Consider the following 12,321-nt stretch of genomic DNA (forward strand, 5'->3'; position numbering starts at 1 on the left):
TTTAACTCTTAGGTAACGTAACAAATCACCATCATCTTGTGAAATAGGTGTAATTAAACTTCTTTCCTTTTCTAAATAACTTAACGCATCATTATTTTCGATGATTGGGTGGTCGAATAAAAAGCTGACATAAAAACTGAAATCACCTCGTCCAACAAGGTCTTGCCAGTGATCATAAATTTTTATCGGCTGATGATAATCAACCAACATTTGTGCCATTTTACGATCTACAACATAGGCATACGCATACGCTAGTTTTTCGAGATAGTCGTAATCAACTTTTAGAATTTTTTGGTTATACAACTCTTCGGGTAAAAACTTTCCTCGAACACGATTGCATATTTTCATTTGAATACCGCCCAAGCTTAGGAAAAAGCACGGACCTAGATTCAAAGAACTAATATGTTTTTCTAAGTCTTGGAAATCAATTTCAAAACGTTCGATCACATCATCTTCAAAAATAATTGCATATTCTTCATCGGAGTTTAAAAAATCTTTTAGTGCAGCAATATGAGACATGGCACAACCAAGCTCGCCAGGCGTCATCGGTTTTTTCTTGCCTGCTACACCTTGTTGAAAATATTCACTGACGCTTAAATTTTTACCGATTACCCCAAATTGCTTAAATTCATCGCGATATTTGTAAAATGTTGCTTGAGAGTACAACTTTTTTAAACGTTCACTATTAGCAGATTCAATACTGATTAAATATTTTTTCATTTCATTCAAATGTTAAAATGAGTCAGGGATAGTCTATCTAATTATAGTTATATCGAGTGTAAAATTTAATGCTAAATCGCCTGATTCAAAAAAAATGGTACAAATACCAACAAGCAAAAAAAGCAAAATCTTTTGACTCTCATTGGTATATGCGTTTTGGCTGGTTAGAACAACCATTTACAACACTTGAGCAATTAGATTCTCTCTTTGAGATCCACTCCCCTAAAAAGTTTACATTTGCAGATAGCTTTTATGCTTATGAAAATGGTCGTCATTTTATTTTTTTTGAAGAAGTAGATGACGAACACCCTGTAGGCTTTCTTTCTGTTTTAGAAGTCTTTAAAGATGGAACTTACAAACCACCAGAGACAATCTTAAAGCTCGACTACCACCTTTCTTATCCTTGTATATTCAAAGTAGAAGACACTTGGTACATGATCCCAGAAACTTCTGCCAACAAAACGATTGAACTGTGGAAATGTACTGATTTTCCGCTGAAATGGGAAAAGCATTCTAATCTGATCGAGAATATTGAAGCAGTTGACAGCACACCTTTTTATCATGAAGGCTTATGGTATCTTTTTACTTCAACGCGTCGTGATTGTAAGAAATTTGGTGACCGTTTAGATCTATTCTTTACCGAAGATATTTTAAATCCGAACTGGCAAGAGCACCCAATGAACCCAGTGTGCCGAGGCAGTCAGCAGTTCCGTATGGCGGGTAAACCTTTTATTTATAAAGGGCAACTGGTTCGACCAAGCCAAGATTCGTTAAAACGCTATGGCGGCAATATCGAATTAAAGGGAATTACTCAGCTTAGCCCGACAGTTTATGAAGAAAAATTACTAGAAGTGGTTTTACCAGACTGGAATGCAGCAGATGACGGTTGCCATACCATTAATGTCGAAGATAACTTCGTAGTACTTGATGCCATCCGCCTTACGCCAAAAAATAATTAAGTTTTTAGCAGGCCTTTATAAATATTAAGCGTCTGCTCGGCCATGGCTGGCACAGTTAATTCAGCTTTGGCTTTTTCATACAGAGGGCTAAAGTCATTTTGTGCATCTGGCTTAAGTGCAGCTTGAATTGCGCTTGCTAGGCCTTCTGCATCTCCAATTTCTGCTAGATATCGTTCTGGCAGCCACTCGATCACACCATTCACTTTAGTTGAAGCCATAGCTTTATCGGCCTGTAAAGCCTCGACCATTACGAGTGGAAAACCTTCACGGTCAGAAGATAAAACTACAACATCTGCCAACTGAACCAGATCACGCGCATCAGTTCTAAACCCAAGAAAAGCGACCCGATTTTGCATATTTAATTCACTGACTTGTTTCTCTAAACTTGCTCTAAGTGAACCATCACCTACAATCCATAAATTGGCATCGATATGTTGCAGCGATTCAATCAATAAACTGATATTTTTTACTGGTTCTAGACGTCCAATACACATGACAACTTTTTTGCTAGGGTCTAGTTCAGCAAAATCTTTTTGAATCGATTGAAGTAATTTTTCTTTATTTTCAGCTGTAAGAGCAGGTTGAGGATAAACCCCATTGTAAACCACATGTGCTTTAGACTCGGGAATCCCTTGTGTGAGTGCTTGGCTCACCGCAATAACCGCATCGCCGGCTAAATAGGCAGATTTATTCTTTTTGGTACCATGTACCGTCGTTACAAATTTTGGGCCAACTAAAAATGGCTTAATTCGGGCAATCAGCTCAGCCGCCTTTCCCGCTTGTGCATGAACAATAGCAGGTTGAATTTGTTGGATCAGATTTTTAAGTTGCCAAAGTAAAAAAATATTCCAGCGGCTACGTGCAAAATCAACAGCATGAAAATGTACTTGTTGGCTAAACTTGTCTAGATAGCAAGGATGTGCAATCACATGTACTTCATGATTTAAAGCGAGCTCATTAACAAGATTAAAAGTGTGCTGCTCTAAACCACCAATTCCACCACTCGTTGCCAATACCTGAACAATTTTCATAGCTTGCCTACTTATTTTTTATCTTTATTCATAGTTTGTTCAAATAGTTTGGCTTCTTTTAGAAATGCATAAAACGCGTTAATCATACTATTTACGAAACCGCGCCAACCATTTAAGAAACTACGGCGAATAAAATAAGACTTCATAAAAGTCACTGGCATTACAAAAACCAATTTTGCAATGCTTGGAGACTTTCCTTTTTGGAATTTCTCTAATGCTTTTAAATTGGAATATTGGTTATTTTTTTCGACTTTCACGAAAATGCTCGACTCGCCATAATGATAAATATCATGTTGAGCGCGCTGAGATTCACCATCCACAATCACATTTTCATGGACTTTATTGGCAAGATCGTAATGCCCTTTAGACTTGCGAAAAAAACGCACCTTTGCATGCTTTTTAGTATGTTTGCTGTTGGGAACACCTAAGAACACATCATTAATGGGTGTGATTAATGCATCAAGCTTGTTCTGTTGAATGGTCTCAACAATCTCTTGTTTTAACTCGTTAGATAAGACTTCATCACCATCTAAATTGAGTACCCAATCATTTCGGCATTTTGCTAAAGCCAAACTTTTTTGCCCAGCATAACCTTGCCAATCTTGATGAGAGATTTGCGTATTTTCAAAGCGCTCTGCAATTTCATAAGTATTGTCAGTACTGCCAGAGTCTAAAATAATGACTTCATCAAACTCACTGACACTTTGCAAAGTTCGCTCTAACCAAGCACCACAATTTAAAGTGACAACATAGACACTACATGGAATTTTATTCATAACTTATAACGTCCTTTAGCAAGGGCGATACGCATCTGTAAAGCATTCATGGCACCATGCGTGCTGACACGTGGAATATTAAATTGATTAATTGCTTCGTACTCTTCGATTTTTTTACGAGTTGATACGGCGTTTTTAAAGCCAATCTCTTGCGCCATTTTCTGGTGCTTTTCGTTAAATCGACCAAATGGATAGGCAAAGCTCGGGCATTTTCCAACTAATGCTTCAACATCTTGTTTAGACTCAAGCATCTCTTGATAAGCAGTTTGATCGTCAAGCTTAAGTAAGTTCACATGGTGTTGCGTGTGCGCACCAAATTCAATCAAACCAGAATTTGCCATTTCATGAATTTGCTCATGAGTTAGCTTTTCGATGCCTTCAATTTGCGTTGCCAAATAAATGGTTGCCTTTGCATTATATTTTTTAAGTAATGGATGGGCATATAGATAATTATCCATAAAGCCATCATCAAAACTTAAAGCAACAACGTTCTTTTGACCTCGATATTGTTCAAGCTCAGAGACAAAGCAAAAAGTAGCTTTTTTACGCGTCAACAACTGTAAGAGTTGTTCAAACTTTTCAGGAGGCATATTCATGCCAGAGGCCGCATCTTTAGGGGTCACCTGATGCAACATGACAATACGTGGTAGTTTGCTCGAACGAAACGGAAGCCAAAATGTATAATTACCCAGCACATATAACAGTGCAGCAAGTGCTAGTAGGCCTACCGCAACGTACAAAAACCACATCATGCATAAACCTCATGTGACCATTCATAATTTTCTGAAAGGGGCTGCTTAAATGTCACTTCAACCATAAATTGGGTGATGCGCTTAGCATTGAAAGATTTGCGTGTTTTCTCCCATCCCTCTTTCGCTATTTTTTCAGCTTGCTCTGGATTCTGATCAAAAAATTGTATCTTTTTGGCCAAGTCGAACTGATCATCAAAGTAAACGACTTCCTGCTCAGTGTAGAGTTTTTCAAAGCCAGGAATTCTTGGACTAAAGGTGAGTAAGCCATTACCGGTCAGTTGTACAATACGGTCAGAACTATACAAGGTTACATCATTACGGCGTGAGTAATTGAGTCCCATTTTTGTCTCAGACAGAACTTTATAATAACCTTTACCGTAAACACCCGGCTGTTCAAAGCAACCATAATATTGATAGTTCACATGGCCTTGTTTCAATGCATCTGCCAAATCTTTTAAGAACTTCTCACGCTCAGGTTCTTTATAAACCACGCCACAGAAAATAAAAGTCTTGTCTGTGTTAGCGTTTGAAAATTGTTGTAGCGTTTCTACATTACGGTGACCAACATTTGGCAAATAGGCGACGCTTAAATGAGGCTGCTTTAATTTTTGTAGATATTCGCCACCTGTTGTGCAGAAAATAGCGTCCAGATAAGGTGAAAATGCTTTTACGAAATCGAGTTTGCTTTCGAGATAAAGCGGGTCAACATACCAAAATGCAATTTTAGTATTTGGATAAGATTCTTTAATCTGTCTGAGAACATCTGGACTCATTAAATCACTATGCCCGATGAGTACCAGATCAGGTTCAATATTATTAACGACTTTTAGTACTTCTTTATTGGCCCAACTGGCACCCAGTTTTTTTGTTTTAAAAATGGTTCCCATGCGAGCCATGTCACGAAAACTAAAGTCATAAACGAAATGGCCATTTTCAATTAATCCGGCAGAAATTTTACGGTCTGTGCAGTAAAAATGGGCGCCTTGTTTATTAAAGCCAAAATTCGCAATATGCAATATTTTCATTTATTTACTCAAAATAAAAAATTTAATTTTTCGCTAAAAGATATGTTGCCACACGGTCTGCTTCTTTAAAAGCATAAGGTTGTGGTAACTGTACAACACAAGTCTGCTGTGAAATTAATTTTGATTCTAACATTTGATCAACTGAGTAGGTAATGCGGTCGTCTTTCAAACGGTCCATTGCCATTACCCCTACTCGACAACCCGCAGTAAGTGCCTCAAAAATCATAGATACGCTATCTTCTGTCACCCAAACAGCTTCTGCTTTTTGCATTTCTTCAAAAATCCAGCCTTGAGGTGTTTGCTCAACCGGAAATATTTGCAAATGTGTGGCAAAGCTTTGCTGTCTTAAAATATCGATAAATCCTGCTGGTGTTCGGCGTGAAGTCGTCAGAATAATTTCAGCATCTGGATTATTCTCAACAATTTTTTGAACACTGCTTAATACTTTGTCTTGGTTCCATTGATGTCGTTTAGATGAACCACCTAAAGCAATTAAAACTCTGGCTGCTTGATGGCGATTTTCATTACGAATTGGATTGAGTGCACCACGCGTGACAATCACATGGCTATCGGCATGAATACCGTCATGTTCTGGAATAACAGCATAATCAAAACAAACCACAGGTAAGTTCGGCTTCATCAAAATAATAGTTTTAGCTTTTCTAAAAATTTTACCGAGTAACCAGACCCTAAAATGAGTGTGACTGCCAACTCCAAATATAAAATCGGGGGCTTGTTGAAATAAGGAGTTTTTTGAAGAGAAAAGTACCTGAATTAAAGAAATAATAGGTAAATCAGAAATGAGGATCTCTTCAAAAGTTGTATCTGCCTGTTGTCTTCGCATCGCCTGAAACAAGCCTAATGCTTGTGAACGATGTCCTGCCTTACCATCAGAGACATAGACAATATGCATAAAAGCTCCATAAGCCAAAAATAAAAAGGCGAAACCAAAGTTCGCCTTTTTATGTTAACGGATTAACTTATTTTACGTAAGTTAACCAGTGTTCATATTTCGGATTTCTACCTTGAACTGCATCAAAGTAAGTCTTTTGAATTTCAGTAGTAATTGGGCCACGGCCACCTGAACCAATTGGACGGTCATCGTATTCACGAATTGGTGTTACTTCCGCAGCAGTACCAGTAAAGAATGCTTCATCTGCAATGTAGAATTCATCACGTGTAATACGACGCTCAACAACTTGATAACCAAGATCTCTAGCAATCGTCATTACTGTTTGACGTGTAATGCCATCAAGCGCACCACCAGCGATATCTGGAGTGTGTAAAACGCCATCTTTAATTAAGAATACGTTTTCACCAGAACCTTGGCATACATAGCCTTGTGGGTCCATTAACATAGCTTCATCGTAACCAGAATGTGCAACTTCTTGGTGAGCAAGAATTGACAACGTATAGTTACCAGATGCTTTTGCTTTACACATGGTCACGTTTGGATGATGGTGAGTAAACGATGAAGTTTTAACGCGAATACCATTCGCCATTGCTTCATCACCAAGGTATGCACCCCACGCCCATGCTGCAACTGCGGCATGAATGGTGTTATTTGTTGCTGCAATACCAAGTTTTTCTGAACCGATCCAGATGAGGGGACGTAAATAGCAAGAAGCTAATTTATTTTCACGAACTACATCGATTTGTGCTTGTTCAAGCGTTGCTTGGTCATACGGTACTTTCATTTGATAAATTTTTGCTGAATTTAACAAACGTTTTGTGTGGTCTTGCAGACGGAAAATGGCAGTACCTTTAGGCGTTTCATAAGCACGAACACCCTCAAATACGCCCATACTGTAGTGTAAAGTATGTGTTAAAACGTGAATCTTTGCATCACGCCAATCAATTAATTTTCCATCTTGCCAAATAAAACCATCACGATCAGCCAAATTCATGGAACACTCCAAATTGTTATAAAATCATTCACTATCCAACTCAACCGAAGCGGTTGGGTCTATTAATCTTTGCCATAAATTGCAAACGACCGCACGGGTACTACGCCAGTCCGCTGCGCTGACTTGCATGGATTGATTTGCAAGGGCTAAACGGTGGCTTTCGGCACGTTCACTAAGATAGGCTCGAATTAATGCTGTGGCATCTTCACTGGATAAGCAGTCTGCTTTAGCAGCATCTTCTAATATTCTTACATTATCAGAATAATGGGCGAGATCGGGTTTCGTCCCGCTCCATGCAAGTACAGCATACTGTGCCATAAATTCGATATCGACGATACCACCTGCGTCCTGTTTTAAATGAAAAATACCATGTTTTTTTTGTTCAGAAGACGAACCTAGATGGTCTTTCATTTTCTGACGCATTTTCAACACTTCTTCACGAACATAAGCCTCATCTCTAGATTGAGTCAATATCTCGCGGCGAAATATTTCAAATTTCTGGCAAAGCACCTCATCGCCAGCAATAGAGCGTGCACGAACGAGTGCCTGATGCTCCCAAAGCCATGCACTTTTCAACTGATAGTGTTCGTAGGCCTTAAGACTTGTCACCAACAAACCCGCCTCACCTGAGGGTCTTAATCGCGTGTCAATTTCATAGACACGACCATCAAGCGTTTGAGTGGTCATGAGCGACATAAATTTTTGAGCAACACGCATCGCAAACTCAAAGCCAGTAATAGACTTCGTTCCATCCGTATCGGCTTGTTCATCTAGATAATGAATAAAGACAAGATCCAAGTCAGAACCATAGCCAAGCTCAATACCACCTACCTTGCCATAACCAATGACAGCAAAGGCTTTGTAATCGAGTGAGCAACGTTTCCCATCGACATCACATGGATAACCATGACGCTTTGCTACAGTCTGATAAGCTAAATGGAGGGTTGCGTTTACACTGACTTCAGCAATATCGGTTAACGCATCAGATACTTTCATTAGCGGGCTTTCAGCTAACACATCGCTTGCAGCGACAGTGAGTACATTGCTCTTTTTAAACAGGCGAAGTGCTCGCATTTGGTCTTCAACCTGATCAATCTCAATGCGAAGCAACTGCTGACGCAAAGAGTCTTCTAAGTCCTTACGCTTTGGCAACTCAAAGTCCATCGATAAAAACTCATCAAGCAGTACGGGATATTGCGTTAGCTCTTCACAAATCCATGGACTTACGGTCGCCATTTTCACTAAGCGTTGTAATGCCCCTTTACTTTCAATCAGCATGACTAAATACACGGTTCGGCGCATGACCGATTCAATCAGCGGCATTAAACGTAAAAGTGCAGTTTGAGGTTGTTCGGACTGTAAGATCACTTCAATTAAATGAGGCCAGAATGTTTTTAAACGCTGGACAGCATTTGAAGGTAATTTTTTGAGTGCATGACCGTGCCAGAATTCATGAATCAGATTTTTCGCATTGTCATCCAGCACTTCATCTAACTGCTGCTCTAACTGTCCAAAGTTTTCAGTTGCGGCATTTGAACTTGTATCTTCAATGAGCTGCTTAAATTGAACTTTTACTTTCTGGCGTTTCTCGTTTAAAAGATCAATAAATTCATTCCAGCTCGCAAAACCTAAGATATCTATAATGCGCTGTCTTAAGTCGACTTCTTCTGGCAATAGCTGGGTTTGTTGGTCATTGAGGGCTTGAATCGCGTGTTCAACACGGCGCAAAAACAGGTAGGAATCTTCAAGTTCTAAAACAGCTTGTCTTTCTAACAAACCAGCTTCACCGATATGCTCAAGGCTGACTAAACATTGGCGGTCTTGCAGCTCACGCTTAGACCCGCCATAAATAAGCTGGAACACCTGAACAATAAATTCAATTTCGCGAATACCACCCGCGCCGAGTTTAATATCATCCTCGATATGACGGCGTAGAACTTCACGCTCAATCATCGCTTTCATATCGCGCATAGCAGCAAAGGCGGTGTAATCGACATAACGACGAAAAACAAAAGGACGTGTCATTTCCAACAAGTCTTGTCCTTCTTTACCTCCTGTCACAACACGCGCTTTAATCCATGCATAACGTTCCCACTCACGGCCATGCTGACTTAAATATTTTTCTAAAGCTGCGTGACTAATTGCTAGTGCCGAGCCATCGCCCCAAGGGCGCAAGCGCATATCAACTCTAAACACAAAACCATCTGCGGTAATATGCTCAAGCAAATAAATGAGTTTTTGTCCCCACAAAATACAGAACTGCTGTACATCAATGCATTTGCGACCATTGGTTTCGCCCTGTTCATCAAAGGCAAAAATCAGGTCAATATCACTCGAGAGGTTAAGCTCTTGTGCCCCGAGCTTACCCATGGCAACTACAATCAACTCTTGAACTTTGCCAGAGTAGCTTATAGGTTCGCCATGTTTACCCACTAGCGCCACACGTGCAAAAGCCTTTGCCGCGCAAATACTGGCATCGGCAAAATCAGAAAGTTCACGAGTGAGTGTGACAACATCGGTAAGCTGATTGGCATCTTGCCAGATCCAGCGGAACATTAAACGACCACGCAAAATACGAAGTGCGCGCATCCAAGGTGTTTCGTCACCAATTCCATCTAATGTAGTTTGTACAAATTGGTAAATTTGATCAGTTGAGAGCGGGGCAGTAAATTGATCTATTTGGTAATCTTGTTCTAAAACAGCCTGATGCAGGCCTAAAACTTGTTCTGCATACTGACTAGCACGCAATGTTTTTTGTAACTGCTCCGCATTCATATAAAAAGCTCTTTTCCTCGTACTCTGTTTTTAGTTATAGCAGTTCGAGTAGTGATAGGAAAAGGGATTAGACTAATTTTGCTTCCGATGATGATTGATATTCGATGTGAGCATCATGACTGTCGTGAGCCGAAGGTAATAAAACTTTAAATGTGGTTCCAACACCTTCTTTGGAACTGACATTAATTTTCCCCTGATTAATCTCGACAAAACGTTTACACAAGCTCAAACCTAAACCCGCACCTTTTTCACCTGCGGTACCTTTAAAGCTGGCAGTAATACGTGGATGGAACAAATTCGCCATTTGTTGCTTGGTCATACCTAGTCCGGTGTCTCGAACTATTATTTCAATATTTTCACCTGCTTGTCTGGCTTCAATAAAGACTTTGCCTGATCCATCAACATCTGTAAATTTCAGCGCATTTGACACCAAGTTTTGAATCACTGAAGTCATCATATTGATATCGGCATAGATTTTTAAATCTTCAGGAACATCATTGAGCAATTCAATATTTTTCTTTAAAGCTAAGGTATATAAAACATCAAAAACGATATTACTGACTTGTCTAAGTTTAAAGTTAATTGGGTGATAAACAAAACGCCCACCCTCAGCCATCGCCCATGTCAGTAAGCTTTCGAGCAAGTTATAGGTCGATTGCGAAGTGTCATATAGATAGTCTGCAATGTTTTGAATGCTTGATTCATCTAAAGTTTCACGCTCTTTGGCGAGTACTTCTGAAAAACCTAGCAGACCATGAAATGGCGCTCGAAGATCATGTGAAATGATTGAAAAGAATTTTGTTTTACTTGAGTTAATCGCGACTTGTTGCTCATAGAGTTCGTTTAACTCTTCATAGTTAAACTTCAACTCGACCTGTTGCATAAAAGTAGAACAGTAATCGAGCAATAACTGGATGTCTTCATCTTCAAATGTTGCTGCATCGTCATCAAAAAAAACGGCGAAGCCCATAGAGGTTTTATCAGGGTGTAGAAGATGCACAGCCAATGCCCTGCTGCACTCGATGTTTAGTTCTTTTAAATAGTTGGTTAAGTTTTGATAAGAAGGATGTGAGTGATTAATGATCTGTTGTTTAGCAAAGCACTGTTTTAAATGTTTTGAAGGTTTAAACGAAATGGCGGTCATACCATCTGGGCAACGATGCCAAAAGTAAGGTTCTTGATTAAAAGTCAATAAGGCTTTTTTACACTTCAAAAGACGAAGACTAAACCGGAAAAATTGCTCAATATAGTTCTGCTCGGCATTTAATCCAAGCAAAAGCGATATTCTACAAGCACTTAACTGCTCAATCTGGTTTAGTTCTAAATGTTGGAATGTCATTGCCCGCCTCACAGATTTTGTCGTTTTTGGTCGGAACCGCTTTTCAAAGAAATGTACTTATAATCATTATGATCTACTACAAACTTTAACACAGTACATAAAAAGAGCAACGTTCTTTTCAAAATAGAAATGTGAAGTTTCAATTAAAGGTTTTCAGATACATAAAGTAGGTATGCTTGAGGAAAATACAACAAATGTTTGAAGGTAAAGAGTTGTAAGATCTTAGAAATGCGAGTTTATAAATCGTAAAAAATAAATAAAAAGTATTCTTTCAAAAAAAGACCAACAACTTGGCCTTTTTTTCAGATTATTGTTTACATTAATGATTTAATTATCTTGGACATTATAACCATACAGTTGAATAGCAGCTTCCATAACCCAGGATAATTATCACTCTAGTTTTTGCTTAGGTTTTATCTCATCGATTGGTAGAACAATCTTTTTTATTTTCCAGCTCAAACCATTACGTTCCATAATGATTTTCAAATCCGTATCATTCTCTTTATTTTTAAAAGTTACTTCAAACATATTCATCGATAAATACCGAGTTCTATATTCTATCTTTGGGGCATCTGTTCTTTCTTTAGGCGTATCTTCTATATTACCAGTTAAACTTTTTCTAAGATCCTTCCCTTGCAGCATCAAGGTCATACCTTCCGGTGTTACCACCGCATCGACCATTTTTTCGGCCAAAGTTGAAGCCATCATTGCACCTAATGCTTCCCAACCATTTGCTTCTTTAGTTGTGATCTCTTTTAGCATATAAGCATTCATCTGATCTTTCAGACTTTGGCGTACGCTTGTATAGTCAATATAAGCAGAAACCTTTTCACTATCATTCTCTTTCAATGCATTCTTAATACTATTTAAAATGATATAAGGCGAAGCGTATAAATACCCAAAAATCAAAATGATTAACCCGCAGATTACCCCTATAATTTTTTTATTCATAATTTACTCTCTAATTGTAAAATAATAAGTAGAAAAATAATCCTACCTAAATCGTATACCCTATCTTGTCTTTTATATTCTAATCA

General features: G+C 38.8%; 11 protein-coding genes. 1 reads left to right on the plus strand and 10 read right to left on the minus strand.

Annotated elements, in window-relative coordinates:
* The coding region (locus NL42_RS03165) for a glycosyltransferase family 25 protein (RefSeq protein ID WP_461311723.1) at positions 1 to 720 on the minus strand (720 nt) is incomplete at its 3' end.
* A 68-nt stretch (positions 721 to 788) separates the two neighbouring features.
* Here NL42_RS03165 and NL42_RS03170 point away from each other — a divergent pair.
* Complete coding sequence (locus NL42_RS03170) at positions 789 to 1,679, plus strand: glucosamine inositolphosphorylceramide transferase family protein (RefSeq protein ID WP_461311724.1); 891 nt, start codon at positions 789 to 791, stop codon at positions 1,677 to 1,679.
* On the opposite strand, the gene NL42_RS03175 is transcribed toward NL42_RS03170, so the two are convergent.
* From NL42_RS03175 to NL42_RS03215, 9 genes are all read right to left on the minus strand, one after another.
* The gene (locus NL42_RS03175) at positions 1,676 to 2,710 is read right to left on the minus strand and encodes a glycosyltransferase (protein WP_461311725.1); all 1,035 of its coding nucleotides are present in this window, start codon (positions 2,708 to 2,710) and stop codon (positions 1,676 to 1,678) included. The two genes, NL42_RS03170 and NL42_RS03175, sit on opposite strands and share 4 nt — an antisense overlap.
* Before the next feature lie 11 nt (positions 2,711 to 2,721).
* On the minus strand, positions 2,722 to 3,486 hold the full coding sequence (locus NL42_RS03180) for a glycosyltransferase family 2 protein (protein ID WP_461311726.1): 765 nt from the start codon (positions 3,484 to 3,486) through the stop codon (positions 2,722 to 2,724).
* Positions 3,483 to 4,238, minus strand: coding sequence for a polysaccharide deacetylase family protein (locus NL42_RS03185; protein WP_461311727.1), 756 nt, complete (start codon positions 4,236 to 4,238; stop codon positions 3,483 to 3,485). Before NL42_RS03185 ends, NL42_RS03180 begins: the two co-directional genes overlap by 4 nt.
* A complete protein-coding gene (locus NL42_RS03190; protein ID WP_056483543.1) occupies positions 4,235 to 5,263 on the minus strand; it encodes a glycosyltransferase family protein in 1,029 nt (342 codons plus the stop codon). Before NL42_RS03190 ends, NL42_RS03185 begins: the two co-directional genes overlap by 4 nt.
* Before the next feature lie 22 nt (positions 5,264 to 5,285).
* Positions 5,286 to 6,176, minus strand: a complete 891-nt coding sequence (locus NL42_RS03195) for a mitochondrial fission ELM1 family protein (protein WP_461311728.1) — start codon at positions 6,174 to 6,176, stop codon at positions 5,286 to 5,288.
* A 67-nt stretch (positions 6,177 to 6,243) separates the two neighbouring features.
* A complete protein-coding gene (locus tag NL42_RS03200; RefSeq protein ID WP_151743457.1) occupies positions 6,244 to 7,170 on the minus strand; it encodes a branched-chain amino acid transaminase in 927 nt (308 codons plus the stop codon).
* Between the two features lie 24 nt (positions 7,171 to 7,194).
* Positions 7,195 to 9,945 carry a bifunctional [glutamate--ammonia ligase]-adenylyl-L-tyrosine phosphorylase/[glutamate--ammonia-ligase] adenylyltransferase gene (glnE, locus tag NL42_RS03205; RefSeq protein ID WP_461311729.1) on the minus strand — a complete coding sequence of 917 codons (2,751 nt, stop codon included), beginning with the start codon at positions 9,943 to 9,945 and terminating at the stop codon, positions 7,195 to 7,197.
* Positions 9,946 to 10,012: 67 nt separating this feature from the next.
* Complete coding sequence (locus NL42_RS03210) at positions 10,013 to 11,284, minus strand: sensor histidine kinase (protein WP_461311730.1); 1,272 nt, start codon at positions 11,282 to 11,284, stop codon at positions 10,013 to 10,015.
* 390 nt (positions 11,285 to 11,674) lie between these two features.
* Positions 11,675 to 12,235, minus strand: coding sequence for a DUF2939 domain-containing protein (locus NL42_RS03215; RefSeq protein WP_461311731.1), 561 nt, complete (start codon positions 12,233 to 12,235; stop codon positions 11,675 to 11,677).
* Positions 12,236 to 12,321 lie beyond the last annotated feature (86 nt).

It is taken from the genome of Acinetobacter sp. GN11, assembly GCF_054823985.1.

Coding starts and splice junctions, on each gene's coding strand:
- NL42_RS03170 (WP_461311724.1), top strand. CDS start 789: ATGCTAAATCGCCTGATTCAAAAAAAATGGTACAAATACCAACAAGCA.
- NL42_RS03175 (WP_461311725.1), bottom strand. CDS start 2,710: ATGAAAATTGTTCAGGTATTGGCAACGAGTGGTGGAATTGGTGGTTTA.
- NL42_RS03180 (WP_461311726.1), bottom strand. CDS start 3,486: ATGAATAAAATTCCATGTAGTGTCTATGTTGTCACTTTAAATTGTGGT.
- NL42_RS03185 (WP_461311727.1), bottom strand. CDS start 4,238: ATGATGTGGTTTTTGTACGTTGCGGTAGGCCTACTAGCACTTGCTGCA.
- NL42_RS03190 (WP_056483543.1), bottom strand. CDS start 5,263: ATGAAAATATTGCATATTGCGAATTTTGGCTTTAATAAACAAGGCGCC.
- NL42_RS03195 (WP_461311728.1), bottom strand. CDS start 6,176: ATGCATATTGTCTATGTCTCTGATGGTAAGGCAGGACATCGTTCACAA.
- NL42_RS03200 (WP_151743457.1), bottom strand. CDS start 7,170: ATGAATTTGGCTGATCGTGATGGTTTTATTTGGCAAGATGGAAAATTA.
- glnE (WP_461311729.1), bottom strand. CDS start 9,945: ATGAATGCGGAGCAGTTACAAAAAACATTGCGTGCTAGTCAGTATGCA.
- NL42_RS03210 (WP_461311730.1), bottom strand. CDS start 11,284: ATGACATTCCAACATTTAGAACTAAACCAGATTGAGCAGTTAAGTGCT.
- NL42_RS03215 (WP_461311731.1), bottom strand. CDS start 12,235: ATGAATAAAAAAATTATAGGGGTAATCTGCGGGTTAATCATTTTGATT.